We start from the raw sequence: 24,645 nt of genomic DNA, 5'->3' as shown, positions 1-24,645 counted from the left end.
GAGGGCTCAGGACTCCTGGGGAGTCGGCGGTGCGGCCGTGACGTCGTGCTCGGGCACGGACTGTCCCGACCGGATCAGGTCGAGCCTGCCCATGACCTTGGCACGCAGGTCACCCGGCACGTCGTCCTGTCCGCAGCACCGCTTGACCAGCTTCTTCACGGCCTGCTCCAGCCCGTACTTCTCCAGGCAGGGCGAGCACTCCTCGAAGTGGTGCTCGAACTTGACGCAGTCCGAGTCCGGCATCTCCTTGTCGAGGAACTCGTAGAGATGATCGAGGATTTCGCTGCAATCCGTCTCGTGCGGCTCTCCGCAGCTCATGACCCCGAGCCTTTCGCTTCGTTCGACTCTCCGGCGCCGGCCGGGACCAGACCGCGGTCGCGGGCGTAGTCCTCCAGCATGCCGCGCAGCTGACGGCGTCCACGGTGCAGCCGGGACATCACCGTACCGATGGGTGTCCCCATGATGTCGGCGATCTCCTTGTAGGCAAACCCCTCGACGTCCGCCAGATAGACGGCGATGCGGAACTCCTCGGGGATGGCCTGGAGCGCCTGCTTCACGTCCGAGTCGGGCAGGTGGTCCAGCGCCTGCGACTCGGCGGAGCGCAGGCCGGTCGACATGTGCGACTCGGCACGCGCGAGCTGCCAGTCCTCGATCTCCTCGGCCGCGCTGCGCTGGGGCTCGCGCTGCTTCTTGCGGTACGAGTTGATGAAGGTGTTGGTGAGGATGCGGTACAGCCACGCCTTGAGGTTGGTGCCCTCGCGGAACTGGTGGAAGGACGCGTACGCCTTGGCGTAGGTCTCCTGCACCAGGTCCTCGGCGTCGGCCGGATTACGCGTCATGCGCAACGCGGCCGAGTACATCTGGTCGAGGAACTCCAGCGCGTCCCGCTCGAAGCGCGCGCTGCGCTCGGCGGTCGACTCCGCGCCAGTGCCCCGGCCCTCGGGCTGCTCCGCCTGGCCGTGTTCGGTCCCTGCGTCGGTCCCAGTGACCGGACCCACCTCCTCCAGTGACGTCGTGAAACCGAGACCGGCCCCACTCGAATCGGAGGATAGACGACGATCCGGTCCGCCCGCCGCCCGAATAGGGGCGGTCTTCGCCGCGTGCAGCACAGTCCAGTCCAGGTCGGATCGGCTGCTGCGACTCGGGCAGAAGGCTGAACCCATGCGGCGGACTTCCTTTCCTACGGCGTCGGTGCTGATTCTCAGCAACGTACGTCCGCCACAACAGTGGGCGCACGCCGGTCATTCCCAGGCGTTCACCCGAGTGAGCCGACCCACTTCGCGACCCCCTCGGTGATCAGCTCCAGGGCCCCCTCCTGGGTGATCCCGGCCCGCTTGGGCACGGCGAAGCCGTGATCGCCGTACGGCACCTCGACGAGGTCGTACGTCCCCTCCGGGGCCTCGGGGAACTCCCCCGGCCTCCCGAAGGGGTCGTTGCCGCCCTGCACGACGAGGGTGGGGACGCCCGCCCCCAGCAGCTCGCCGGCGCGGGACTTCTCGGGCTTGCCCGGCGGGTGCAGGGGGAAGCTCAGGGCGAGGACGGCGCGGGCGCCGAGTTCGCGGGCGGTGCGGCAGGCGACGCGGGCACCGGCGCTGCGGCCGCCCGCGATCACGGGCAGTCCCGGTGCGGTCAGCGCGGGCCAGACGCCGCGCCAGCCGGTGTCGAGGGTCTTCGGCGCGGGCGCCAGCTTCTTGCCGGCCACCCGCCAGGGCTGCTCGACCAGGGCCACGCTGACGCCGTGGGCGGGCAGCGCGGCCGCCAGCGCCCGCAGGTCGCGCGCCTCGATGCCGCCGCCGGCGCCGTGGCTCGCGGCGAGGACGAGACGGGGCTTCCCCGCCCGGTGCCAGGTCATGCGGGCGGGTCCGGCGTCGGTCTCGACGGTCTCAACTGCCTCGGGCGTCTCGGGCGTCTCCTTGGTCACGTGCGTCACGTCAGAAGAGTGTGCCCTCTTCCGGCGCCTCCAGCTCCTCGAGCAGCTCCGGCCCGTTGTTGCGCACGTTGCTCACCGCGGTGGAGACCGGGAACGCCCGCATCATTCCGGCGGGCGGGGGCGCCAGCAGGGAGGTCAGCTCGTCGGGGTCGGTGCGTGCCGGGTCGAGCCAGTCGTCCCAGCGGTCCGGCGTCAGCATCAGCGGCATCCGGGGGTGGATGTCGGAGAGCGCGTGCGGCCCCTCGGCCGGGGCGACCGCCAGGGGGGTGGTCTCGGCCTCGGTCGTGATCACCGAGCACGTCACCCACCAGGCCTGCGGGTGGTCGTCCGGCAGCGTCCTGTCCCGCCAGAACTCGTACAGCCCGGCCATGGCGAAGACGGACCCGTCGGCGGGCGTCACGAAGTACGGCTGCTTGCGGGGCCGCTTCTTGCGTCCCTCGACCTCGAGGTCCCGCTCCTGCTTGCCCGTGACCCACTCGTAGTAGCCGTCGGCGGGCAGGATGCACCGCCTGCTGCCGAAGGCGCGCCGGTAGGAGGGCTTCTCGTGGACGGTCTCCGCACGGGCGTTGATCATCCGCGCCCCGCCCTCGGGCGTCTTGGACCAGGACGGGACGAGGCCCCACTTCAGTTTCCGCAGCTGCCGAACCGGCTTCGGGTCCTCGGCGTCCTTGAGAGGACGGTCCAGGACCGCGTAGACCTCCTTGGTGGGCGCCACGTTGTAGTCGGGCTCCAAGCTCTCCTTGGGCTCCCACTTCTCGATCTCGAAGATTCCCGCGAGATCCTCGGGTCGACGACTCGCCGCATACCGTCCGCACATACGTGCCACACTGCCAGACCCCGCGCAGACACGAGGAGCCCTCACCGAACATGGACCACCTCGCAACGGCCTCGCTCCCTTCTCTGTGGGACGAGGTATCCGGCACCCAGCCCGACCCCGACCTGTGGGTGGTGATCGCGACCCTGGTGGCCGCGCTGGTCGTCGTCGTACCGCACCGCCCGTGGCGGATAGCCCGCAACGCGATCACCATCGCGCACGAGGGCGGTCACGGGCTCGTGGCGCTGCTCACCGGCCGCACCCTGACCGGGATCACCCTGCACTCGGACACCAGCGGCCTGACGGTGAGCCGCGGCAAGCCGACCGGCGTCGGGATGATCCTGACGGCGGTGGCCGGCTACACCGCTCCCCCGCTGCTCGGCCTCGGCGGCGCCGCGCTGCTGGCCGCGGGGCGCATCACCCTGCTGCTGTGGCTGGCGACGGCGCTGCTCGTCGCCCTGCTGGTGATGGTCCGCAACGCGTACGGGATGCTGACGGTGGTGCTCACCGGCGGCACGTTCGTCCTGGTCTCCTGGCTGGCCGGACCGCAGGTGCAGGCGGCGTTCGCGTACGCGGTGGTCTGGTTCCTGCTGCTCGGCGGGGTGCGTCCGGCCTTCGAGCTCCAGGCCAAGCGGGCCCGGGGCGGCGCGGGCGACTCGGACGCGGACCAGCTGGCCCGGCTGACCCACGCGCCGGCCGGGGTCTGGTTCTTCCTGTTCCACGCGGTGTCGCTGTGCTCACTGGTCGGCGGGGGGCGCTGGCTGCTGCAGCTGTGACGCACGGGTGCCCGCACGCGCCCGGACAGACGCGCCCGCTATATGCACGGCATGTGCACTGTCTCGATTTCGGTCAGGTTTCGCCGTCTTTGATCAAGATTTCCGGTCGGCTTCAGCCATTAAAGTGGGGCCCATGACCGTGAACCCCACGCACACCGCCCTCTGGCCCGCACCGCACGCGAGCGGAGCCGTCGACGCGACCGTCCAGGTGCCCGGGTCCAAGTCGGTCACCAACCGCGCCCTGGTGCTGGCCGCCCTCGCCTCCGAGCCCGGCTGGCTGCGCCGTCCGCTGCGCTCGCGCGACACCCTGCTGATGGCCGAGGCGCTGCGCGCGATGGGCGTCGAGATCGAGGAGGGCGTCGGCCCGGAGGGCAGCGGTGAGTTCTGGCGGGTCATCCCGGCGGGACTGCGCGGCCCGGCCACGGTCGACGTCGGCAACGCGGGCACGGTCATGCGTTTCCTGCCGCCGGTCGCCACGCTCGTGGACGGCCCCGTCCGCTTCGACGGCGATCCGCGGTCCTACGAGCGTCCGCTGCACGGCGTGATCGACGCGCTGCGCGTCCTGGGTGCCCGCGTCGACGACGACGGGCGCGGCGCGCTGCCGCTGACCGTGCACGGCGGGGGCGCGCTGGAGGGCGGCCCGGTCGAGATCGACGCGTCGTCGTCCTCGCAGTTCGTCAGCGCCCTGCTGCTGTCCGGCCCGCGCTTCAACCAGGGCGTCGAGGTCCGCCACACCGGCTCCGCGCTGCCGTCCATGCCGCACATCCGGATGACCGTCGACATGCTGCGCTCGGTGGGCGCCCAGGTCGACACCCCGGAGTCGGGCGGCGAGCCGAACGTCTGGCGGGTCACGCCGGGCGCGCTCCTCGGCCGGGACCTGACGGTCGAGCCGGACCTCTCCAACGCCCAGCCGTTCCTGGCCGCGGCCCTGATCACCGGCGGCAAGGTCGTGATCCCCGACTGGCCGGCCCAGACCACCCAGCCCGGCGACCGGCTGCGGGAGATCTTCACCGAGATGGGCGGTTCCTGCGAACTGACCGACTACGGGCTGGTCTTCACCGGATCGGGCGCCGTTCACGGCATCGACGTCGACCTCGGCGAGGTCGGCGAGCTGACCCCGGGCATCGCGGCCGTCGCCGCCCTCGCGGACTCCCCCTCGACCCTGCGCGGGGTGGCGCACCTGCGGCTGCACGAGACGGACCGCCTGGCCGCGCTCACCAAGGAGATCAACGAACTCGGCGGCGACGTCACCGAGACCGCCGACGGTCTGCACATCCGCCCGCGCCCCCTGCACGGCGGCGTCTTCCACACGTACGAGGACCACCGCATGGCCACCGCCGGCGCGATCCTCGGCCTCGCGGTCGAGGGAGTACGCATCGAGAACGTGGCGACCACCGCCAAGACCCTGCCCGACTTCCCCGACCTGTGGACCGGGATGCTCGGGGCGTAGGGACTGTTCGCCATGCGCCGCTACGGCAAGCACACCGACGAGGACGACATCCGCTCCCGCCCCAACCGCAAGGGCAACCGGCCGCGCACCCACATCCGGCCCAAGCACGAGGACGCCGCCGAGGGCCTGATCCTCACCGTGGACCGCGGCCGGCTGACCTGCCTGGTCGAGGACCGGGTCGTGATGGCGATGAAGGCCAGGGAACTGGGCCGCAAGGCGGCGGTGGTCGGCGACCGGGTGGCACTGGTCGGCGATCTCTCCGGCAAGAAGGACACCCTCGCGCGCATCGTCCGCATCGAGGAGCGCGCGTCCCTGCTGCGCCGCACCGCGGACGACGACGACCCCTACGAGCGCGTGGTCGTCGCCAACGCGGACCAGCTCGCCATCGTCACCGCCCTGGCCGACCCGGAACCGCGCCCCCGCCTGATCGACCGCTGCCTGGTCGCGGCGTTCGACGGCGGTCTCACCCCGCTGCTGGTCATGACCAAGTCGGACCTGGCGCCGCCGGACGAACTCCTGGAGCTGTACGGCGCGTTGGACATCCCGTACGTCGTCACCAGTCGCGAGGAGCTGGAGAACGGCGCCGCGGCCGGCCTCGTGCGGGAGCACCTGGACGGGAAGATCACCGCCTTCGTCGGCCACTCCGGCGTCGGCAAGACGACGCTCGTCAACACCCTGGTGCCGGAGGACCGCCGCCGGGTGACGGGCCACGTGAACGCGGTGACGGGCCGCGGCCGGCACACCACGACCTCGGCGCTCGCCCTGCCGCTGTCGTCCGGGGCGGGCGGCTGGGTCGTCGACACCCCGGGCGTACGGTCGTTCGGGCTGGCGCACATCGATCCGTCGCGGGTCATCAACGCCTTCCCCGACCTGGTGCCCGGCACGGAGGGGTGCCCCCGCGCGTGCAGCCACGACGAGCAGGACTGCGCGCTGGACGCGTGGGTCGCCGAGGGCCACGCCGACCCGGCACGGCTGTACTCGCTGCGCCGGCTGCTGTCGACGCGCGAACGGAAGGAAGGCGACTGACCTCCGCGTTGTTTGCCGTGCCGTGGCACCGGTAAGTGCATAATCGCACCAAGCCGGAACCAAGCCCGTGCACATCCGGACGAAGCGACCCAGTGACGACCACCGGACACAGCACCGGACGACGCAGCAGTCACGGTACGGGACTACGGGAGGACAAGACATGGCGTGGCTGCTGGTCATAGTGGCCGGGTTGCTCGAGACCGGCTTCGCCGTCTGCCTGAAGCTGTCGCACGGCTTCACCCGGCTCTGGCCCACGGTCGCCTTCTGCGCCTTCGCCCTGGGCAGTTTCGGACTGCTGACCCTGGCTCTGAAGAGGCTGGACGTCGGCCCCGCCTACGCGGTGTGGACCGGCATCGGCGCCGCGGGCACCGCCATCTACGGCATGGTCTTCCTCGGCGACCTGGTCTCGACCCTGAAGATCGTCTCGATCAGCTTCGTCATCATCGGCGTGATCGGGCTCCAGTTGTCGGGCTCCGCGCACTGAGCCGCCCCTACGCCGTCGACCGGCGCGGCAGGGCGGTGCGCACGAGGTCGGCCACGCCGCCCTCGCCGGGCGGTGCCGCGACGCAGGACAGGGCGAGCCGCACCGCCAGTTCGCAGGAACGGGCCAGTGCGACGGCGTCCGGCGGGGCGAGCGGGTCGGCGCCGTACAGGACGGCCACGGCACGGTCGCGGACCAGGGCCACGAAGTCGCCGGGCGAGGGCAGCGGACCGTCGGCCCGGCGCTGTGCGGGCGCGGCGGAGGAGGACGGCACGGCCGTCAGCTCCGGTGCCGGCAGCCGCTCGCTCCAGCAGCCGGTGAGCAGCGCCCGGACCAGCGCGTTCTCGTGGGCGGCGGACATCATCCACTCGGCGGTCGCGGTGAGCCGTTCCCACGGGTCGCTGGGCCCGGAGAGCGCGCGGTCCACGCCCGCGAGATAGCCGTCGGCCTCCCGCCGCACGAGCGCCCGCGCGAGGCCCTCCTTGCTGCCGAACTCGTTGTACAGCGTCTGCCGGGACACCCCGGCAGACGCCGCGACGTCCACCATCCGCACGGCGGACCACGGCCGGCGCGCCAACGCCTGGTAAGCGGCGTCGAGCAGGGACTCCCGGGCTGCGGGCACCGTCGCCTCCCTCGGGCCGAGCGGCTTCGTGCCCAGATTTGACGGGTATGGGGTCACTGTCAAGGGTCCTCGCGCCGGGTCGGGCACGGCCGGCGGGGCCCATCCGCCCCGCGACTTCCCCTCCGTGATCCGCCACGCCCGCCAAACCCCTGGTGGCTCCCGCCCGTCCTGGGCCGATACGGTTGCCGCATGCCCGACTACCTCGACGACCTCCGCCTCGCCCACGTGCTCGCCGACGCCGCCGACGCCGCGACGATGGACCGCTTCAAGGCCCTCGACCTCAAGGTCGAGACGAAGCCGGACATGACCCCGGTGAGCGAGGCGGACAAGGCCGCCGAGGAACTCATCCGCGGCCACCTCGCCCGCGCCCGCCCCCGCGACTCGGTCCAGGGCGAGGAGTTCGGCACCACGGGCGCCGGCACCCGCCGCTGGGTGATCGACCCGATCGACGGCACCAAGAACTACGTCCGGGGTGTCCCCGTCTGGGCCACCCTGATCGCGCTCATGGAGGCCGGCGAGGGCGGCTACCAGCCCGTGGTCGGACTGGTCTCCGCCCCGGCCCTCGGGCGCCGTTGGTGGGCGGTCAAGGACCACGGCGCGTTCACCGGCCGCAGCCTGACCTCCGCCTCCAGGCTCCAGGTCTCCCAGGTGTCCACGCTCTCGGACGCCTCGTTCGCGTACTCGTCGCTCAGCGGCTGGGAGGAGCAGGGGCGGCTGGACGGCTTCCTCGACCTCACCCGCGAGGTGTGGCGCACGCGCGCGTACGGCGACTTCTGGCCGTACATGATGGTCGCCGAGGGCTCGGTGGACATCTGCGCCGAACCCGAGCTGTCCCTCTGGGACATGGCCGCGAACGCCATCATCGTCACGGAGGCCGGCGGCACCTTCACCGGCCTCGACGGACGCCACGGCCCGCACAGCGGCAACGCGGCGGCGTCGAACGGCCGTCTGCACGACGAACTCCTCGGCTATCTGAACCAGCGCTACTGAGCGCCCGCCGACTCCCCCTTCACGCCCCCTTGTTGACCCCCGCTTTACCTGCCACCCTGAGAGTCCCCCCACTTGTGAACTTGTGAATCCGTGAACTAACTCATGGATCACCGGCAGGAGGTGGCTCCACCCCATGCTCGTCCGCGAAATCATGAGCAAGGTAGTCCTCACCATCGGCCCCGCCCACACACTCCGTCAGTCCGCCGCCCTGATGTCCGCACGGGGCGTCGGCGCGGCCGTGGTGCACGACCCCGACGCCGACGGCATCGGCATCCTCACCGAACGCGACGTCCTGGTCTCCGTGGGCCGGGGCCAGGACCCGGACATCGAGCGCGCCCACGCCCACACCACCACCGACGTCGTCTTCGCCGCACCGTCGTGGACCGTGGAGGAGGCGGCCGCGGCCATGGCGCACGGCGGCTTCCGGCACCTCATCGTGCTCGAGGGCGGCGAGCCGGCCGGCATCGTCTCGGTGCGCGACATCATCCGCTGCTGGGCTCCGGCGCGTTCGCGGCCGGGTGCCCCGGCGGTGACGGCCTGAAGGGCTGACGGGCCGACGGGCCGACGGGCCGACGGGCCGAACGACGAAACGGGCCGGACCCCCGTACCCGGGGATCCGGCCCGCCGCCGCGACAAGCGGTCCAGTGCTGGACGTCAGCCGCGCAGGGCCTGGACCGCGGCCTCCAGCCGCTTGCCGAAGTCACCGTCGGCCTGACGGAAGTTGTTCACCGCGCGCTCGACGATGTCGTCGCGCGAGACATCGGAGAGGGCGCCGGCCAGGTTGTCGATCAGCCGCCCCTTCTCCTCCTCCGTCATCAGCCGGTAGAGGTTGCCCGCCTGGACGAAGTCGTCGTCCTCGGCGTGCGACGGAGCCTCGGTCTCGCCGGTGACACCGGAGACCGCGACCGGCTGCCACAGCGCGCGGTCCGTCTGGAACGGGCCGCCGAAGCTGTTCGGCTCGTAGTTCTTCGCACCCTTGTGGCGGCCGTCGTACAGGAAGCCGTCACGGGAGTTGGTGCGCGCCTCGGTGGCGTGCGGGCGGTTCACCGGAAGGTGGTCGGCGTTGATGCCGACGCGGTAGCGGTGGGCGTCGCCGTAGGCGAAGAGGCGACCCTGGAGCATCTTGTCCGGGGACGGGCCGATGCCGGGCACGAAGTGCGCCGGCGAGAAGATCGACTGCTCGACCTCGGCGAAGACGTTCTCCGGGTTGCGGTTGAGCTCCAGCTTGCCGAACTCGATGACCGGGTAGTCCGCGTGCGGCCACACCTTGGTCAGGTCGAACGGGTTGAAGCGGTACTTCGCCGCCTCGGCGACGGGCATGATCTGCACGCCGACGGTCCAGGACGGGAACTCGCCCCGCTCGATCGCCTGACGCAGGTCGCGCTGGTGCGAGTCGGGGTCCGCACCGGCGAGCTTGTCGGCCTCTGCCTGGGTGAGGGTCTTGATGCCCTGGTCCGTCTTGAAGTGGTACTTCACCCAGAAGGCCTCGCCGGCCTCGTTGCTCCACTGGTAGGTGTGCGAGCCGAAGCCGTCCATGTGACGGTACGACGCCGGGATGCCGCGGTCGCCGAAGAGCCAGGTCACCTGGTGCGTCGACTCCGGCGACAGGCTCCAGAAGTCCCAGACGTTGTCCATCTCGGTCGAGCCCGTGTACGGGTCGCGCTTCTGGGTGTGGATGAAGTCGGGGAACTTGATGGCGTCCTTGATGAAGAACACCGGGGTGTTGTTGCCGACGAGGTCGTAGTTGCCCTCTTCGGTGTAGAACTTCAGCGCGAAGCCGCGCGGGTCCCGGACGGCGTCCGGCGCGCCCAGGTTGCCGGCCACGGTGGAGAAGCGGAGGAAGGTCTCCGTCTCCTTGCCCACCTCGGAGAGGAACTTCGCGCGTGTGTACTGGGTGACGTCGGCGGTGACGGTGAAGGTGCCGTACGCGCCGGCGCCGCGGGCGTGCACGACGCGCTCCGGGATGCGCTCCCGATTGAAGTGGGCCAGCTTCTCCAGCAGGAGCTGGTCCTGGACGAGCACGGGGCCGCCGACGCCCGCGGTCTCGCTGTTCTGGTTGTCGGCCACCGGTGCACCGGCTTCCGTAGTGAGCGGTCCCTGAGTCACGTACGCCTCCTGCGCCAATCCTGCAAAACCTGTCCCTTGGCTAATGCCGTTCTCGATCCTACAATGGACAATGTCTAAGTCAAGCACGGCTCCAAAGTCACACCTGTTCGGGACCTGGTCCCCCTAGCTGCTAGGCTGGTCGTATGAGTGACCTACTGGAACGACTGCGCGGTCGTGGCTGGCGCATGACCGCGCAACGGCGCGTCGTGGCCGAGGTCCTCGACGGCGAACACGTCCATCTGACGGCCGACGAGGTGCACGCCAGGGCCGTGGGCAGGCTCCCGGAGATCTCCCGGGCGACGGTCTACAACACCCTGGGCGAGCTGGTCTCGCTCGGTGAGGTGCTGGAGGTCGCGACGGACAAGCGCGCCAAGCGCTACGACCCGAACGCGCACACGCCGCACCACCACCTGGTCTGCGCCCAGTGCGGCGCGATCCGCGACGTCCACCCGACGGGCAACCCGATGGCCGACCTCCCCGACTCGGAGCGCTTCGGCTTCACCGTCTCGGACGTCGAGGTGACCTACCGCGGCACCTGCCCGAACTGCGCGGCGGCATAGGGTCCACCGGCACGCACGAAGCCCCGGCGCCATCGGTGCCGGGGCTTCGTCATGACCGCGACCGGGGCTTCCCCCGCGCTCGCCGTAAACGCACCGAGGGCCGGAACCCTTTCGGATTCCGGCCCTCGGCCTTCAGTAGCGGGGACAGGATTTGAACCTGCGACCTCTGGGTTATGAGCCCAGCGAGCTACCGAGCTGCTCCACCCCGCGTCGATGAATGGAACATTACGTCACCCCCACGACGAGAAGCAAATCGCTTCCGCCCCGGCGTCCCGCCGGACAGGTTTCAGGCCGACAGCTCCTGCCGCAGGGCGTCCCGCAGCCGGGCCGCCCGTTCGCCCACCTCCGCCGGGCCCAGCGACACCGCCCGGTCCGCCCAGCGCTGCCCCTCCGCCAGATCCCCCCGTCGCGCGCAGACCAGCGCCAGCCGCAGCGCGGCCCGTCCGTGACCGGCGTCGGCCGCGCGGCGCCACCACACGACGGCCTCGGGCTCGCTGCCCTCGCGGGCCAGCAGCAGCCCCAGGTTGAACGCGCCGTTGCGGGACCCGGCCTCGGCCGCCTCCCGGTACCACCGCGCCGCCTCCACCACGTCACCCCGTGCGGCGGCGAGCATCCCGACCCGCACCTGGGCCCGGCGGTGGCCCTGCGAGGCCGCCCGCTCGTACCACTCCTCGCACTCCGACTTCTCCTGCGCCGGCTCGCCCAGCTCGTGCGCGGGCGCGGGCGGCCGGCGCGCGTCCAGCACCGTCGCCAGCCGGTACGCGGCCTCCGCGCTGCCGCCCCCCGCCGCACACCGCAGGAACCGCTCCGCCTCGCGCTCGTCCCCTGCGCGCAGGCGGGCCATGCCGACCTGCAGCGCGGCCTCCGTGTGCCCGGCGGCCGCGGCCCGCTCGTACCAGCGCAGCGCCGTCGGCTCCGCACCCCGACCCGCGTGCAGGATCCCGAGGTTGAAGGCGGCGTCCACGCTGCCCGCCTCGGCCGCCTTGGAGAACCACGGCTCGGCGCCGGTCTCGTCCCCGCCGCGCAGCAGCAGGATGGCGAGCGCGTTGGACGCCTCCCGGTGCCCGGCGTACGCGGCCCGGCGGTACCACTGCTCGGCCTGCGCGGTGCGGCCCTGTTCGGCGCAGAGCAGGCCGAGGTTGTACGCCCCGTTGTCGTCCCCGGCGTCCATCGCGGCCCGGTACCAGCGTTCGGCGGTCTGGGTCTCGCCGCGCTCGGCGTGCAGCGCACCCAGGGCGTTGGCGGCGTTGCCGTCGCCGTCCTGGGCGGCGCGCAGCCACCACACGGCGGCGCTCTCGGTGTCCCCGGCGTCGCGCAGCAGGAAGCCCAGCGCGCAGGCCGCGCGGGCCTCGCCTTCCTTGGCGGACGTGAGGTACCAGCGGCCGGCCTCCTTCAGCTCGCCCCGCTTCTCCAGGATCGTCCCGAGGTGCAGCGCGGCCCGCCGGTGACCGCGTGCGGCGGCCTGCCGGTACCACTGCTCGACCTCCTCGCCGGCGGCGGCCGCGTCCTCGCCGTCGCGGTCCGGCCCGGCGCCGCGGTCCAGCGTCCGCGCCAGCCGGTACGCCGCCTCCCGGTGCCCGCGTTCGGCCGCGGCCCGCATCCAGCGCCCGGCCCCGGCGTCGTCGCCACGGTGCTCCAGGAGGTCGGCGAGGGCATAGGCGCCCAGCACGTGCCCCTGCTCGGCGGACTGGCACAGCCAGTACTCCGCGGCGGGCTCGTCCCCGCGCTCGCGGAAATGCCGCCCCAGCGCGTGTGCGGCGGCCGCGGATCCGGCGACCGCGGCGATCCGCCACCAGCCCGCGGCCTCGTCGGCGTATCCACGCTGGTGCAGCAGAACGCCGAGGTTGTTCGCGGCCGCCCGGTCACCGGCTGCCGTGGCGGCCCGCAGCTGCGACTCGGCTCCGTCGAAGTCGCCCCGGCGCAGCAGCATCGCGCCGAGCATGCTCATCGCCTCGACGTCACCGCCGTCGACGGCCAGCCGCAGGCGCACTTCCTCCGCGGCCTCGTCGGCGGCCTCCTGAGCCTCGTCCGTGGCCTCCTCCTGACCGGACGGAAGCGCAAAACGCCCTGTCCCGAACAGATTTGCCATGTCCCCCATAACGTTCATAGTCGCACCACCCGCAACCTTGGCACACCCGGTATACCGCAGCCAGTGAGGTCACTTCAGCGTTTTGTCGACATGCCCACAGGACGACAAGTCAAACACAGATCGGCCCAACTCCCCCTGGCGGCGCGGCCGTCGCGCTCACCGGCACATGCGTTCGCACACCAGAGAAGGCCCGGATCCCTTGTGGGATCCGGGCCTTCGAGGTCGTGTGCGCATGGCCCACGATTTCAGTAGCGGGGACAGGATTTGAACCTGCGACCTCTGGGTTATGAGCCCAGCGAGCTACCGAGCTGCTCCACCCCGCGCCGTTGTGTTCACAACCCTAGCACGGCGCGGGATGGGCTTTGACCAGCTCGAACGCCGGTCGGCAGCGACCGCCACCGGGTGTCAGCCGGTGTCCGAGCCTCCGCCGGCCTCCTTGCTCGGGGAGGCGCTGGGACTGGCCTTGTCGTCCCCGTTCTTGTCCCCGGCGCCCTGGTCCGCCTTGGCCTGTGCGTCCTCGGCGCGCTGCAGCGCCTTCTCCAGGTCCTTCTGCGCCTCGGCGTACCCGGTCAGGTCCTTCTGCTCCAGCGCCTTCTGGCCGGCGTCGAAGGCCTCCTGCGCGTCAGCGAGCGCTTCCCGGACCGTCGGGTTGGTGGACGTCGGCGGTGGCTCCGTCGTGTCCTGGCCGGGGTCCTCGCCGGTGTCCTCCGGTGGCTCCGGTTCGGCCGCCTGCGCTCCGAAGACCTTGTTGAGCGCTTCGTCGAGCGTGTTCTCGAAGGCCGTGTTGCCGCCGTAGCTCACCAACACCTTGCGCAACAAGGGGTACTTGAGGTCGCCACCGCGGACGTAGACCGGCTCGACGTACAGGAGTCCGCCGTCGAGCGGGACGGTCAGCAGGTTGCCGTACTCGACCTCCGAGTCGCCGCCTCTCAGCAGCCTGATGGACTCGGCGATGTCCTGTTCGGAGTTGAACTGGCTCTGCACCTGTTTGGGTCCGTCGACGGTGGTGCTGGTCGGCAGTTTCAGGATTCTGATCTTGCCGTAGTCGCCCGTGCCCGCCTCGGCGTCGACCGACATGAACGCGCTGAGGTTGTCACGTCCGTTGGGCGTGAACGTCGTCGTCAGCGAGAACGCCTGCTGCTTCTGGTCGGGCATCTTCATGCTCAGGTAGTACGGCGGTACCGCGTCCCCCGACTTGTTGGTCGGGTCGTCCGGGACCTGCCACACCTCGCTGCCGCTGAGGAACGTGTTGGCGTCCTTCACGTGGTAGCGCGTGAGCAGCTCGCGCTGGACCTTGAACAGGTCCTGCGGATAGCGCAGATGCGCCATCAGCTCGCTGGAGATCTCGCTCTTGTCCTTCACCGTGTCCGGGAACGCCTTCATCCAGGTCTTCAGGACCGGATCCTTGGTGTCCCACTGGTAGAGCTTCACGTCACCGCTGTACGCGTCGACGGTCGCCTTCACGGAGTTGCGGATGTAGTTGACCTGGTTCTGCTGGGCCACCACCGCGCGCTGGTCGTTGGCCGCGGTCAGGGAGTCCGCTGTGGTGTCGCCGAGCGTTGTACGGGAGGCGTACGGATAGCCGTTCGTCGTGGTGTACGCGTCGACGATCCACTGGATGCGGCCGTCCACCACCGCCGGGTAGGCGTCGCCGTCGATGGTCAGCCACGGGGCGACCGCCTCGACGCGCTCCTTGGGCGTGCGATTGTAGAGGATCTTCGAACCCTCGCCGATCGCACCGGAGTAGAGGATCTGCGGCTCGCTGAACGCCGCGGCGTACGCCGCGCGGTTGATCGGGTTGGACAGGTCGACCCCGCCGTCCCCCTTGTAGCTGAAGGTCTTCTCCCCGGTGTCGTCGGAGTAGTCGATCTCCTTCTGGGGACCGCCGACGATCGAGTAGGTGGTGGTCTTCTCGCCGTAGTAGATCCGCTGCTCGTACTTTCCGAGATCCCCCTCGGAGGGCAGGTCGGACTCGGTGAAGACCGGGCGGCCCTCCGGGTCGACCTGGGTGCCCTTGGCCGCGACCGCGCCGTAGCCGTGGGTGTAGCGGAAGTGGTTGTTGATCCAGTTCTTCTTCGGGATGCCGGCCAGGTTCAGCTCGCGCAGACCGATGACCGTGTCCTGGTCCTTGCCGTCCTTGGCGTAGCGGTCGACGTCCAGGTTGGTCGGGAACGCGTAGTAGTTACGCATCTGCTGGAGCTGCTGGAAGGTCGGCGAGATGATGTTCGGGTCCATGATCCGGATGGACGCGGCGGTGTCCACGTCGTCCCGGAGCTTGGTCTTGTCCTTCGTCTCGCTCCTGCCGGGGTACTCGGAGACCTGGGTCCCCTCGATCCCGTACGCGTCGCGCGTGGCCGCCAGGTTCTTCTCGACGTACGGCGCTTCCTTGGCCTGCTCGTTCGGCTGGACCTGGAACTTCTGGACCAGCGCCGGGTACAGGCCGCCGATGAGGATGGCGGAGAGGACCATCAGGCCGAAGCCGATCACGGACAGCTGCCAGGTGCGCCGCCACAGGGTGGCGAAGAACAGCAGCGCGCAGATGACGGCGATGCAGAACAGGATCGTCTTGGCCGGCAGGTAGGCGTTGGCGTCTACGTACCTGAGGCCGGTCCAGTTGTCGGTCGCCTTGAAGTCGCTGGACTTCACCGCCAGCCCGTACCGGTCCAGCCAGTAGGCGACCGCCTTGAAGGCGACGAAGACGCCGAGGAGCACCGACAGGTGCCCGGTGGCGGCGGCCGTGGCGCGCGCGCCCGGGCTGGTGACGCGGAGCCCGCCGTACAGGTAGTGGGTGAGCGCGGCGGCGATCACCGAGATGATCACGGCGGCGAAGCCGAAGCCGAGCAGGAACCGGTACCAGGGCAGGTCGAACGCGTAGAAGGAGACGTCCAGCTTGAACTGGGGGTCCTTCTGGCCGAAGGGCACGCCGTTGACCCACATCAGCCAGGTCCGCCACTGGCCCGACGCCGAGGCGCCGGCGATCAGGCCGACCAGCGCGGTGATGCCGAGCAGCAGCCACTTCTTGTACGGGGCGATGCCCATCCGGTACCGGTCGAGGTTCTGCTGCTCCATCGACATGGCGCTGAGCGGCGGGCGCAGGCGGTGGGCCAACCAGATGTTGAACCCGACGGCGAGCGCCATCAGCAAGCCGAAGACGAAGAAGAGCCCGATCTTGGTCCACAGGGTCGTCGTGAACACCGACGAGTAGTTGACCGACCGGTACCAGAGCCAGTCCGTCCAGAACCCCGCGAACATGGTGAACGCCATGAGGAGCACGGCGAGGACACCAAGTGTCAGCAGCAGGGTTCGGACACGCCGGGACGGGCGGCCCACTCTGATCCGCGGCCCCGACGGGGGGCCTCCGCCGCGGTCCGGCATCTGGAAAGCCAAGGTGCGCACCTCGAAGTTCGCTGTTGATCCGTCAGGCCCTCGGGTTCGCGGGCCCCCCGTGCGCCCCCGTGACCGCGGGCCCACACTTATGCAACTTACTCATCGTTTACTCGGTTCCCGATTCGGGCCAGTAACGAGGCAGGATTGTGACCATGTCCAACACCCCCATGGCTGCGAGCCCCCTCACCCGGGCCGTACTCGAGATCGACGAGTACGTCTCCGGGCTCGGCTGGGACCAGCCCGCACGCCTCTTTGCACTTGTCGACACCGCGCGGCTGAGGACCGATCAGCCCTCACTCGCGGACCGGCTCGGTCTTCAGGACGAGCCGGACACTTCCGGCCTGACCCCGATCGAGCAGGACGAAATTCCAACGGACCAGCCGCTCGACGAGTTCCTGGGCACCATCGCCTGGCCCGACGCGGTGGTCGGCTGTGCGCTCGCCGTGGAACGCCTGATGCTGCCGCCGTCCGCCGAGGCCCAGGTTCCGGAGGGCCTGGACGAGGCGAGGCTGGCGCGGTGGGTGGCGGAGCACCCGGACCGTCAGGAGGTCCGCATGACGGTCGCGGTCCTGCGCGACGGTGCCCGCGACTCGGCCCTGCGGCTGCGCGAGAAGGACACCGCCACCGAGGTACTCACCGGTTCCGACCTGGTGCCGGGGCTGGCCCAGGCGCTGACGGCGACCTTCGCCGAGTAGTCCCGGGCGTCCCGCGGCCGCCCCGCCGGCTACCCCTTCGCGCACTCGGGCAGGTCGGAGGTCTTCCCGGAGCGGATGTCGCTCAGCGCGCCGAGGGCGTCGTCGATGGTGTCCACCTTCACCAGGGTGAGCCCGTCGGGGACGTCCGCGGCGGCGGTCGCGCAGTTGTCGGCGGGCGTCAGGAAGTACTGGGCGCCCTTGTCGCGCGCGCCGATGGTCTTCATGCTGATGCCGCCGATCGGACCGACCTTGCCGGTGTCGTCGATCGTCCCGGTGCCGGCGACGAAGCTGCCGCCGGTGAGGTCGCCGGGCGTGAGCTTGTCGTAGATGCCGAGGGCGAACATCAGGCCGGCGCTCGGACCGCCGACGTCGGCCAGCTTGATGTCGATGGAGAACGGGAACGTGTGGTCGGTCCCGGCGGAGATCCCGACGATGGCCCGCCTCTCCCCCTTGTCGTCGGACGCCTCGGTGGTGATCTTGACCTGCTCCGTCTTCGTGGGCGTCCGGCGCTCCTTCTCCGCGTCGGCCTGCTCGTCGGCGGGCACGATCGTGAAGACGACGTCCTCCCCGGGCTTGTGCTTGGTCACCAGCTCGGAGACGTCGGTGGGCTTCTTGACCGTCGTACCGTCCACGGCCTTGATCACGTCCCCGGCGTGCAGCCTGCCCTGCGACGGGGAGTCCTTGACGACCGTGGAGACGACCACCCAGGACTTCACCGGGATGTCGAGCGCCTCCAGGGCGGCGACCTTCGCGCTCTCCTGGGACTGGCTGAACTCCTCGGCGTTCTCCTGGGTGGCCTCTTCCTCGGTCTTGCCGTCCGGGTAGATCGTGTCGTGGGGCACCACACTGTTGTCGTGCGCCAGCCAGCCGTAGACCGCCTCCACGAGGTTCATCTTGTACTCGGCGCTGGTGACCCGGACGGTGGTCATGTTCAGGTGGCCGCTCGCCTCGTAGGTCTTGCGGCCGGAGATCTGCAGCACCGGCTCGCCGTCGTGGTCCCCGAGGGTGTTCACCGTCGGCCCGGGTGACATCTCCGAGTAGGGCACGGGGATGAACACACCCGCGCACAGGATCGCGATCAGCATCAGGGTGGAGGCGAGCATCGTCGCGGTGCGGCGTGGCATGGCACGACAGTACGGGACGCGGCTGTCGGAACACCGTCAGGGCGGGGTCCGTCAGGCGCCGGTGCGGGGCTTCTCCATGGCCTCGCGGAACCGGGCGTACCCGTCCAGTTCGGGGCCGTCGCTGCGGGCCTTGCGGGTCCGGTTGGCCCAACTGCCCCACAGCCCGGCGCCGACGGCGGCCACAAGCGGAATCAGCAACCAGGCAAGCGCTGCCATGCCCGACCTCCCAGCCCCATGAACATCCGCTACTGACTGATCAGCAGATTAACCATCCGCAGTGACAACGCTCACGCCGGGGGGCGGGTTACGCAACCGGAGCCATGAGAGGAGAAGGGCAGGGCCGGCGAGGGGTCGGCGGTGCCCCTCAGCAGGCGCCCACCCACTCCTCGGTGCCGTCGGAGAACGTCTGGTGCTTCCAGATCGGCACCTCGTGCTTCAGGTCGTCGATCAGCTTCCGGCAGGCGTCGAAGGCTTCACCCCGGTGCGGGCAGGAGACGGCGACGACCACGGCGAGATCCCCGACCTCCAGGTCCCCCACGCGGTGGACGGCCGCGAGCGCCCGAACGGGGTACTCGGCGACGACCTTCTCGGCGATCCGGCGCATCTCTGCCTCGGCGCTGGGGTGGCACGAGTACCCGAGCCGGTCGACGTCGGTGCCCCCGTCGTGGTTGCGGACGGTCCCCACGAACAGTGCGGTACCGCCGGCCGCGTCGTCCCCGACGGCCCGGAAGACCTCGTCCACGGACAGGGGCGTCTCCCGGACACCGATCAGCTTGACGGGGTCCGCTGCGGCCAGCTCACCGGGGTGGTCGTTGGTTGCCATACGACCATCGTGCCGCACTCCGCGGACGGCGCGGAATAGCGTGATCGCCCGGCACGCGCGCGTACCGCGTTGGAGCGTCCTACAGAGGGTGGCGTCCACCGCGGGTGCCGGATGCGGCCGCCCGCGCGGGGTCCGGGTACGTCAGATGCGGCGCCGGGCCTTGCGGGCCCGCCGTACCACCGCCGCCGCGCCCAGCAGCGCCACTGTCGCCCCCGCGGCCCCCGCGGCCGTCGCGTCCTTGCGGCCGAGCCGCCGCCCCGCGACGGTGTGCCGTCCGGAGACCTCGTCCAGCAGCTCCGAGAGCACCTCCTCGTTGGTGTACTTCGGCCGCCACCCGGCGTCGTGCAGCCGGCTGCCGCTCACCACCCAGGGGTACATCGTGTACGCCAGGTCACCGGCCGGGGAGGGCGTCAGTCCGATCCGGTGCAGCCGCGCCGCCGCGCCGAGGGCGACCGCGGACGGCAGCTCCATGCGCCGGATGCCGCTCAGCTCCTCGACCTCCTCCTGCTCCAGCCACCCGTCGCACCCCACGGCCAGCTCGCCGTCGGCCTTCTCCAGGACGGCGTACTCCAGGGCGCTGCAGAGGTCGTCGACGTGGCAGAACTGCCAGGCAGGCCGCGAACCGGCCACGACAAGGAGACGGGGCGACTCGAAGTACCTGGTCAGCGCGGTGTCCATGCCTCCGACCAGCACCGCGGGCCGGACGACGGTCACGTTGAGTCCGGGGTGGGCGCGCGGGGCGCGCCGGGCCAGCCGTTCGATCTCCAGCAGGTCCCCCACGCCCGTGGCCTCGGCCGTGGCGCGCAGCTCGGCGTCCTCCGACAGCGGCAGCTCGTTGTCGGGGAGGGCGCCGTAGACCATCGCCGAGGTGCAGAGCACGACCCGGTGCACACCGGCCGCCGCGGCGGCGGTCAGGACGGTCTGCGTCCCCCGGACGTTGTAAGCCGTCCGGGCGGCCGCGTCGGTCTCCAGGTCGAGGTCGAGCGCCAGGTGCACCACGACGTCCGCACCACGGAGTTTCTCCGCGATGGCGGGATCCCGCACGTCCAGGATCTGCCACCGCGCCGCCTCGCACTCGCCGCGTCGTTCGTCGATGGCCACGACCTGTCTGACCTCGTCGGACGCGGCCAGCCGCGCGGTGAGCAGCGCCCCGACCCCGGATGCGGCACCGGTGACCGCGACCACGGGTCCGCGCGCGCCGGAGCGGGGGGAACTGGTTGACTGGTTTCGCGCTGCGCGAACCTGCGGATCTGGGGAACTCACCGGGCGTCTCCAGCGGTTGTCTTCAGTACGAGCGCGAGCGACGCGTGCGTACCAGGTGGCATCCATCCTGCCGCAGGCCGTCAGTCGGCGAAGCACCGAGGCCCGAACCGCCCCGGGTGTCTACGCTGGGTGGTGAAGTCGGGCAGCCGTGCCGCCGGAAAGAACCGGCGGCCCTACCAGCCGAGGAACCCCGTGAGTGACACCCCATTCGGATTCGGCCTTCCGCCGGAGGAGCCGGACGACGGCGACGAGGGCAAGAAGAAGGACCAGCAGAGCGGCGGTGGTCAGGGACCGGCCAACCCGTTCGGATTCGGGATGCCCGGAGCCGGTGGCCTGGGTGGCCCCGGTGCGGACAACCCGTTCGCTGCCATGTTCGGTTCCATGAACCCCAACGACCTGGGCGCCGCCTTCCAGCAGCTGGGCCAGATGCTCTCCTACGAGGGCGGCCCGGTGAACTGGGACATGGCCAAGCAGATCGCCCGCCAGACGGTCTCCCAGGGCACGCCGGACGGCCGCAAGGACGCCAGCGTCGGTCCCGCCGAGCGCAATGCCGTCCAGGAGGCCGTGCGCCTGGCCGACCTGTGGCTGGACGACGCGACGGCCCTGCCGTCCGGCTCGGGCACCGCGGTGGCCTGGAGCCGTGCGGAGTGGGTCGAGGCGACCCTGCCGGCCTGGCGTGAGCTGGTCGACCCGGTCGCCGAGCGCGTCGGCAACGCCATGGGCGACGTGCTGCCCGAGGAGATGCAGGCCATGGCCGGCCCGCTGATCGGCATGATGCGGTCCATGGGCGGCGCCATGTTCGGCACGCAGATCGGTCAGGCCGTCGGCGTACTCGCCGGCGAGGTCGTCGGCTCAACCGACGTGGGCCTGCCCCTCGGCCCGGCCGGCAAGGCCGCGCTGCTGCCGGCCAACATCGAGGCCTTCGGACAGGACCTCGGCGTGCCCCAGGAGGAGGTGCGGCTGTATCTCGCCCTGCGCGAGGCCGCCCACCAGCGCCTCTTCGCGCACGTGCCGTGGCTGCGCTCGCACCTGTTCGGCGCCGTCGACGGTTACGCCCGGGGCATCAAGGTCGACACGGCCAAGCTGGAGGACGTGGTCGGCCAGTTCGACCCGCAGAACCCCGAGCAGCTGCAGGAGGCGCTCCAGCAGGGCATGTTCCAGCCGGAGGACACGCCGGAGCAGAAGGCGGCCCTGGCCCGGCTGGAGACGGCCCTGGCGCTCGTCGAGGGCTGGGTGGACGCGGTGGTGCACGCCGCCGCCAAACCCAGGCTGTCCTCGGCCGACGCGCTGCGCGAGACGCTGCGCCGCCGTCGCGCCTCGGGCGGCCCTGCGGAGCAGACCTTCGCCACGCTGATCGGTCTGGAGCTGCGCCCGCGCCGGCTGCGGGACGCGTCCCGCCTGTGGGCCTCCCTGACGGACGCGCACGGCGTCGACGGCCGGGACGGCCTGTGGGCCCACCCGGACATGCTGCCGACCGCCGACGACCTGAACGACCCGGACGGCTTCGTGCACCGCGAGCAGCTCGACTTCTCCGAGCTGGACAAGATGCTCGGCGAGGCGGCCGGCAAGCCCGACCTGGAGAAGAAGGACGCGCCGGGCCAGGACGAGAAGGGCCGGGACGAGGCCGACGGGAAGGCCGAGGGCAAGGGCGACGACACCGAGTGAGCCTCCATGACGACGCGGTCCTGGTCCTGAAGGACCACCAGGGCCAGGACGAGCTGCGTCAGGTCTACCTGGACCATCTGGCCGCCCACCCGGACGGCGTGTGGAAGGCCTGCGGGGACGGGCACATCACCGCGAGCGCTCTCGTGATCGACCCCTCGCGCGGGCGGGTCCTGCTCACCCTGCACAAGAAGATGCGGATGTGGCTCCAGATGGGCGGCCACTGCGAACCCGTCGACGCGACCCTGGCGCGGGCGGCCCTGCGCGAGGCCACCGAGGAGTCGGGCATCGACGGCCTGGCCCTGGCCCCCGGCGGCCCGGTGCGGCTGGACCGGCACCAGACCCCCTGCGCATGGCACCTCGACGTCCAGTACGCGGCGGTGGCCCCGGCCGGGGCCGTGGAGGCGATCAGCGACGAGTCGCTCGATCTGCGCTGGTTCCCGTACGCGGAGGTCGCGGAGGTCGCCGACGACTCGGTGGTACGTCTGCTGGAGGCGACGCTCGCGCGGATCTGAGCCGTGCGGGGCGTACGGGAGCGACCGCCACGGCCGCGTCGCCTCAGCAGTAAGGGGTGACCGCCGGGCGATCACCCCTTACCGAGGCTCCTCACCGCACGCGCCGCGCACTCAGCTCCAGACGTTTCCCTGGTTCTGCCCTCGCGCCCCCTGCTGGCCCATGCCGTACTGTGCCGCGACACCGGAGCCGACCTGGGCGTTCTGCGGCGGCAGCAGCTCACTGGGCTGGACGAGCGCGAAACCGCTGCCCATGAAGCTCAGCTCCCAGCCCTCGCCGGTGTTGCCGCGGCGCCGCCACACCCCGGAGGAGTGCGTCTGGGCCTGCATCTGCACCCGCAGGCCGGTGGACCAGGCGACGATCGCGTCGGCGTCGCAGTTGACGTACTTGTCCGGCGTCACCTGCATGAACAGCGGCACGCCCGACGTCATCAGGGCGACCTTGCCGCGGCCCGTGATGTTGAGCTGGTACTTCCCCGAGCCGGAGATGCCGTAGAGGCTGTCCACGGCGATGACCTCGTGGTGCAGGGACGAGTCCATCGCCAGCACGTAGCTGCTGTCGACGGTGAGACCGTCCTGGTCGACGTCGACCACGTGGACGCACTGGGCGAGGTTGGCGAAGAACACCGTGCCCTGCCCGTGGCAGCGCATCAGGTCCAGGCCCTCACCGGTGTGCGCACGCGCGCGTGACTGGTTGTTGCTCTGGTACTCGGCGTCGAACTCGACGAGGCCCTGGTAGGCGACCATCGTGCCCTTGCGGGCGAGCACGTCGTCGTGGCCCCCCAGGGCGACGCGGAGCATGTGCTTGTTCTGCAGGCTCCAGGCTTCCTGGGTCTGCTGGTCGTTGTAGGCGAAAATCGGGCTCTGCATGATGGTGGCTCCCCCTCAGCCCCGGGCCCGGAGGCGGTCGGTGCTGTCCTCGCTGGGCTGGACGACGACGATGCCCTGACCGGAGAAGGCCATCTGGAAGGCCTCGCCGCTGCCGCGGCCGATCAGCGACTGCGCCTTGAAGCTGCGCTTGCCCTTCACCTTGAGGTTCGGGGACCAGGCGACCAGGGCGTCCGGGTCGACGTACGTCTCGTCCTCGCCGCCGCCGCAGTCGACCACGATCGGCTTGCCCCGTGAGGTGAGCGCGACCCAGCCCTGCCCGGAGATCTTGGTGTTCCACAGGCCCTGCCCGGCGAACTTCGCCAGTCCCTTGACCCGCTCCACGCCCCACGTCAGATGGGCGTCGAAGGCGAGGAGGTTGGTGGCGTTGACGGAGATCCCGTCGCCGTTGAGGTTGATCACGACGACGTTGGCGCCGTAGTCGGCGAGGTAGAGCAGTCCGTCGCCGGAGCACTTCATGAGGGGCGCGCCCTCGCCGGTCATCCAGTCCTTGGCGATCTGGCGGACGGCCGGCGGGTTGGGCTCGTACTGGACGAAGCCCTCGTAGGCGACCATCGAGCCCACGCGCGCGAGGAGGTCGCTGCCGGTCTGCATGGCGACCTTCAGCATGTGGTTGCCGTGGTTCTCCATGCGGGCGGTGACGGGTGCGGGGGCGTAGCCCGCGAGCGGCTGGTTCATCTCGGGCTCTCCCTCAGATCTCGTACGGCTGGACGACGACGAAGCTGCCGGGCGCCGCCCGGAACTGGAGGTTGACGCTCTCGCCGGTGTCGCCCGCGTAGGAGTTGCGGCGCATCCGCACCTGGCTGGAGACGACCACCTGGGCGGCGGCGGACCACGCGACCACCGCGTTGCAGTCGGCGAACGTCGTGGGCGTGACCGGCAGGACGACGGGCACACCGCGCGTCTTGACGACGATCGTGCCGGTGCCCTGGAACTGCATGGTGAACAGCGCGCCGCCGGGAATGCCGTGCCCCTCGATGCGGCGGACCTCGTACTGGAGGCTCTCGTCGAAGGCCAGGACGTTCTCCGCGGAGACGCACACGGCGTCGCCCTGGAGCTCGATGGGGTGCAGCATCGCGGAGTTGTCCGCGAGGAACACCTGTCCCTTGCCGGTACAGCGCATGAGCTGCATCTCCTGGCCGGTCGCGTTGCCCACGACCCGCCCGGCGAACCCGGCGCCCTTGTAGCTGAAGTCGACCTTGCCCTGGTAGAGCACCATGCTGCCCTGCCGCGCCAGCACCGGCTGGCCCTCGGCGCCGAGATCGACGCGGACCAGCTTCTTGTTCTGCTGGGTCCAGCGCTGCCCGGTCGCCGTCTCGCGGAACTGCTGGAGCGCCGCGGTGACGCCGGCGCCCTGGGGCGCGCCCGAGGGCACTCCCTGGGGCACTCCCTGGGGGGCCTGCTGGCCGTAACCCGGAGGCGGGGTGGGCTGACCGTAGCCCGGAGG

At 70.9% G+C, this 24,645-nt stretch carries 25 protein-coding genes and 2 tRNA genes; 10 read left to right on the top strand and 17 right to left on the bottom strand.

Going from position 1 to position 24,645, the window contains the following annotated elements; all coding sequences use genetic code 11:
* Positions 1–6: 6 nt before the first annotated feature.
* From rsrA to DMH12_RS14170, 4 genes are all read right to left on the bottom strand, one after another.
* Entirely contained in the window at positions 7–318 is a 312-nt protein-coding gene (rsrA, locus tag DMH12_RS14185; protein ID WP_125491929.1) for a mycothiol system anti-sigma-R factor, read from the bottom strand.
* On the bottom strand, positions 315–998 hold the full coding sequence (sigR, locus tag DMH12_RS14180; RefSeq protein ID WP_003973756.1) for an RNA polymerase sigma factor SigR: 684 nt from the start codon (positions 996–998) through the stop codon (positions 315–317). Before sigR ends, rsrA begins: the two co-directional genes overlap by 4 nt.
* 257 nt (positions 999–1,255) lie before the next feature.
* Entirely contained in the window at positions 1,256–1,852 is a 597-nt protein-coding gene (locus tag DMH12_RS14175; RefSeq protein WP_125491947.1) for an alpha/beta family hydrolase, read from the bottom strand.
* 79 nt (positions 1,853–1,931) lie between these two features.
* Entirely contained in the window at positions 1,932–2,747 is an 816-nt protein-coding gene (locus tag DMH12_RS14170) for an SOS response-associated peptidase (protein WP_125491928.1), read from the bottom strand.
* A 50-nt stretch (positions 2,748–2,797) separates the two neighbouring features.
* Here DMH12_RS14170 and DMH12_RS14165 point away from each other — a divergent pair, with 50 nt between their 5' ends.
* The 4 genes from DMH12_RS14165 (at position 2,798) to DMH12_RS14150 (ending at position 6,480) form a co-directional block, all read left to right on the top strand.
* Positions 2,798–3,520, top strand: coding sequence for a M50 family metallopeptidase (locus DMH12_RS14165; RefSeq protein ID WP_125491927.1), 723 nt, complete (start codon positions 2,798–2,800; stop codon positions 3,518–3,520).
* A 133-nt stretch (positions 3,521–3,653) separates the two neighbouring features.
* Complete coding sequence (gene aroA, locus DMH12_RS14160) at positions 3,654–4,970, top strand: 3-phosphoshikimate 1-carboxyvinyltransferase (RefSeq protein WP_122616138.1); 1,317 nt, start codon at positions 3,654–3,656, stop codon at positions 4,968–4,970.
* A 12-nt stretch (positions 4,971–4,982) separates the two neighbouring features.
* On the top strand, positions 4,983–5,996 hold the full coding sequence (rsgA, locus tag DMH12_RS14155) for a ribosome small subunit-dependent GTPase A (RefSeq protein WP_125491926.1): 1,014 nt from the start codon (positions 4,983–4,985) through the stop codon (positions 5,994–5,996).
* A gap of 160 nt (positions 5,997–6,156) precedes the next feature.
* Positions 6,157–6,480 (top strand): multidrug efflux SMR transporter, encoded by a 324-nt coding sequence (locus DMH12_RS14150; protein WP_064729742.1) that lies wholly within the window; start codon positions 6,157–6,159, stop codon positions 6,478–6,480.
* Positions 6,481–6,487: 7 nt separating this feature from the next.
* Here the strand turns inward: DMH12_RS14150 and DMH12_RS14145 are convergent, their stop codons facing one another.
* Entirely contained in the window at positions 6,488–7,099 is a 612-nt protein-coding gene (locus tag DMH12_RS14145; RefSeq protein WP_125491925.1) for a TetR/AcrR family transcriptional regulator, read from the bottom strand.
* 189 nt (positions 7,100–7,288) lie between these two features.
* On the opposite strand from DMH12_RS14145, the gene hisN reads away from it, so the two are divergent.
* Both hisN and DMH12_RS14135 read left to right on the top strand, forming a co-directional pair.
* Positions 7,289–8,089 (top strand): histidinol-phosphatase, encoded by an 801-nt coding sequence (hisN, locus tag DMH12_RS14140; protein ID WP_122616134.1) that lies wholly within the window; start codon positions 7,289–7,291, stop codon positions 8,087–8,089.
* A 133-nt stretch (positions 8,090–8,222) separates the two neighbouring features.
* On the top strand, positions 8,223–8,630 hold the full coding sequence (locus DMH12_RS14135) for a cyclic nucleotide-binding/CBS domain-containing protein (RefSeq protein ID WP_125491924.1): 408 nt from the start codon (positions 8,223–8,225) through the stop codon (positions 8,628–8,630).
* A gap of 113 nt (positions 8,631–8,743) precedes the next feature.
* Here the strand turns inward: DMH12_RS14135 and DMH12_RS14130 are convergent, their stop codons facing one another.
* A complete protein-coding gene (locus tag DMH12_RS14130) occupies positions 8,744–10,195 on the bottom strand; it encodes a catalase (RefSeq protein ID WP_125491923.1) in 1,452 nt (483 codons plus the stop codon).
* 143 nt (positions 10,196–10,338) lie between these two features.
* Between DMH12_RS14130 and DMH12_RS14125 the strand changes: the two genes are divergently transcribed.
* A complete protein-coding gene (locus tag DMH12_RS14125; RefSeq protein WP_125491922.1) occupies positions 10,339–10,755 on the top strand; it encodes a Fur family transcriptional regulator in 417 nt (138 codons plus the stop codon).
* 136 nt (positions 10,756–10,891) lie between these two features.
* Here the strand turns inward: DMH12_RS14125 and DMH12_RS14120 are convergent.
* The 4 genes from DMH12_RS14120 to DMH12_RS14105 all read right to left on the bottom strand — a co-directional run bounded on the left by DMH12_RS14120 (position 10,892) and on the right by DMH12_RS14105 (position 16,219).
* Positions 10,892–10,965 (bottom strand) — tRNA-Met (locus tag DMH12_RS14120).
* Between the two features lie 76 nt (positions 10,966–11,041).
* Positions 11,042–12,853, bottom strand: a complete 1,812-nt coding sequence (locus tag DMH12_RS14115; RefSeq protein ID WP_125491921.1) for a tetratricopeptide repeat protein — start codon at positions 12,851–12,853, stop codon at positions 11,042–11,044.
* Positions 12,854–13,093: 240 nt separating this feature from the next.
* Positions 13,094–13,167: transfer RNA gene (locus DMH12_RS14110), tRNA-Met, on the bottom strand.
* Positions 13,168–13,249: 82 nt separating this feature from the next.
* Complete coding sequence (locus tag DMH12_RS14105) at positions 13,250–16,219, bottom strand: UPF0182 family protein (RefSeq protein WP_125491946.1); 2,970 nt, start codon at positions 16,217–16,219, stop codon at positions 13,250–13,252.
* A gap of 164 nt (positions 16,220–16,383) precedes the next feature.
* Here DMH12_RS14105 and DMH12_RS14100 point away from each other — a divergent pair, with 164 nt between their 5' ends.
* Positions 16,384–16,926 (top strand): PPA1309 family protein, encoded by a 543-nt coding sequence (locus DMH12_RS14100; RefSeq protein WP_125491920.1) that lies wholly within the window; start codon positions 16,384–16,386, stop codon positions 16,924–16,926.
* Between the two features lie 29 nt (positions 16,927–16,955).
* On the opposite strand, the gene DMH12_RS14095 is transcribed toward DMH12_RS14100, so the two are convergent.
* The 4 genes from DMH12_RS14095 to DMH12_RS14085 all read right to left on the bottom strand — a co-directional run bounded on the left by DMH12_RS14095 (position 16,956) and on the right by DMH12_RS14085 (position 20,136).
* Entirely contained in the window at positions 16,956–18,050 is a 1,095-nt protein-coding gene (locus DMH12_RS14095; protein ID WP_125491919.1) for a PDZ domain-containing protein, read from the bottom strand.
* A 51-nt stretch (positions 18,051–18,101) separates the two neighbouring features.
* On the bottom strand, positions 18,102–18,266 hold the full coding sequence (locus DMH12_RS39060) for a hypothetical protein (protein WP_007444545.1): 165 nt from the start codon (positions 18,264–18,266) through the stop codon (positions 18,102–18,104).
* 148 nt (positions 18,267–18,414) lie between these two features.
* The gene (locus DMH12_RS14090; protein ID WP_125491918.1) at positions 18,415–18,873 is read right to left on the bottom strand and encodes a molybdenum cofactor biosynthesis protein MoaE; all 459 of its coding nucleotides are present in this window, start codon (positions 18,871–18,873) and stop codon (positions 18,415–18,417) included.
* A 141-nt stretch (positions 18,874–19,014) separates the two neighbouring features.
* Positions 19,015–20,136 (bottom strand): SDR family oxidoreductase, encoded by a 1,122-nt coding sequence (locus DMH12_RS14085; RefSeq protein WP_125491917.1) that lies wholly within the window; start codon positions 20,134–20,136, stop codon positions 19,015–19,017.
* Between the two features lie 192 nt (positions 20,137–20,328).
* Between DMH12_RS14085 and DMH12_RS14080 the strand changes: the two genes are divergently transcribed.
* Together DMH12_RS14080 and DMH12_RS14075 are read left to right on the top strand one after the other, a co-directional pair.
* Positions 20,329–21,801 (top strand): zinc-dependent metalloprotease, encoded by a 1,473-nt coding sequence (locus DMH12_RS14080; RefSeq protein ID WP_125491916.1) that lies wholly within the window; start codon positions 20,329–20,331, stop codon positions 21,799–21,801.
* Positions 21,798–22,313, top strand: coding sequence for an NUDIX hydrolase (locus DMH12_RS14075; protein WP_125491915.1), 516 nt, complete (start codon positions 21,798–21,800; stop codon positions 22,311–22,313). Before DMH12_RS14080 ends, DMH12_RS14075 begins: the two co-directional genes overlap by 4 nt.
* 111 nt (positions 22,314–22,424) lie before the next feature.
* Here the strand turns inward: DMH12_RS14075 and DMH12_RS14070 are convergent, their stop codons facing one another.
* The 3 genes from DMH12_RS14070 to DMH12_RS14060 form a co-directional block, all read right to left on the bottom strand.
* The gene (locus tag DMH12_RS14070; protein ID WP_125491914.1) at positions 22,425–23,180 is read right to left on the bottom strand and encodes an AIM24 family protein; all 756 of its coding nucleotides are present in this window, start codon (positions 23,178–23,180) and stop codon (positions 22,425–22,427) included.
* Positions 23,181–23,195: 15 nt separating this feature from the next.
* Entirely contained in the window at positions 23,196–23,876 is a 681-nt protein-coding gene (locus DMH12_RS14065; protein WP_122616121.1) for an AIM24 family protein, read from the bottom strand.
* Between the two features lie 13 nt (positions 23,877–23,889).
* A partial coding sequence (locus tag DMH12_RS14060; RefSeq protein ID WP_148107524.1) for an AIM24 family protein occupies positions 23,890–24,645 on the bottom strand: 756 nt, incomplete at its 5' end.

It is taken from the genome of Streptomyces sp. WAC 04229 (assembly GCF_003947455.1).
Classification (GTDB): Bacteria; Actinomycetota; Actinomycetes; order Streptomycetales; family Streptomycetaceae; genus Streptomyces.
This window is presented reverse-complemented; position numbering and strand designations above follow the sequence as displayed.

What these genes read in the sequence shown, in the direction of transcription:
- rsrA (WP_125491929.1), bottom strand. Translation starts at nt 318, where the DNA reads ATGAGCTGCGGAGAGCCGCACGAGACGGATTGCAGCGAAATCCTCGAT.
- DMH12_RS14175 (WP_125491947.1), bottom strand. Translation starts at nt 1,852, where the DNA reads ATGACCTGGCACCGGGCGGGGAAGCCCCGTCTCGTCCTCGCCGCGAGC.
- DMH12_RS14170 (WP_125491928.1), bottom strand. Translation starts at nt 2,747, where the DNA reads ATGTGCGGACGGTATGCGGCGAGTCGTCGACCCGAGGATCTCGCGGGA.
- DMH12_RS14165 (WP_125491927.1), top strand. Translation starts at nt 2,798, where the DNA reads ATGGACCACCTCGCAACGGCCTCGCTCCCTTCTCTGTGGGACGAGGTA.
- aroA (WP_122616138.1), top strand. Translation starts at nt 3,654, where the DNA reads ATGACCGTGAACCCCACGCACACCGCCCTCTGGCCCGCACCGCACGCG.
- rsgA (WP_125491926.1), top strand. Translation starts at nt 4,983, where the DNA reads ATGCGCCGCTACGGCAAGCACACCGACGAGGACGACATCCGCTCCCGC.
- DMH12_RS14150 (WP_064729742.1), top strand. Translation starts at nt 6,157, where the DNA reads ATGGCGTGGCTGCTGGTCATAGTGGCCGGGTTGCTCGAGACCGGCTTC.
- hisN (WP_122616134.1), top strand. Translation starts at nt 7,289, where the DNA reads ATGCCCGACTACCTCGACGACCTCCGCCTCGCCCACGTGCTCGCCGAC.
- DMH12_RS14135 (WP_125491924.1), top strand. Translation starts at nt 8,223, where the DNA reads ATGCTCGTCCGCGAAATCATGAGCAAGGTAGTCCTCACCATCGGCCCC.
- DMH12_RS14125 (WP_125491922.1), top strand. Translation starts at nt 10,339, where the DNA reads ATGAGTGACCTACTGGAACGACTGCGCGGTCGTGGCTGGCGCATGACC.
- DMH12_RS14115 (WP_125491921.1), bottom strand. Translation starts at nt 12,853, where the DNA reads ATGGGGGACATGGCAAATCTGTTCGGGACAGGGCGTTTTGCGCTTCCG.
- DMH12_RS14105 (WP_125491946.1), bottom strand. Translation starts at nt 16,219, where the DNA reads ATGCCGGACCGCGGCGGAGGCCCCCCGTCGGGGCCGCGGATCAGAGTG.
- DMH12_RS14100 (WP_125491920.1), top strand. Translation starts at nt 16,384, where the DNA reads ATGTCCAACACCCCCATGGCTGCGAGCCCCCTCACCCGGGCCGTACTC.
- DMH12_RS14095 (WP_125491919.1), bottom strand. Translation starts at nt 18,050, where the DNA reads ATGCCACGCCGCACCGCGACGATGCTCGCCTCCACCCTGATGCTGATC.
- DMH12_RS39060 (WP_007444545.1), bottom strand. Translation starts at nt 18,266, where the DNA reads ATGGCAGCGCTTGCCTGGTTGCTGATTCCGCTTGTGGCCGCCGTCGGC.
- DMH12_RS14090 (WP_125491918.1), bottom strand. Translation starts at nt 18,873, where the DNA reads ATGGCAACCAACGACCACCCCGGTGAGCTGGCCGCAGCGGACCCCGTC.
- DMH12_RS14070 (WP_125491914.1), bottom strand. Translation starts at nt 23,180, where the DNA reads ATGCAGAGCCCGATTTTCGCCTACAACGACCAGCAGACCCAGGAAGCC.
- DMH12_RS14065 (WP_122616121.1), bottom strand. Translation starts at nt 23,876, where the DNA reads ATGAACCAGCCGCTCGCGGGCTACGCCCCCGCACCCGTCACCGCCCGC.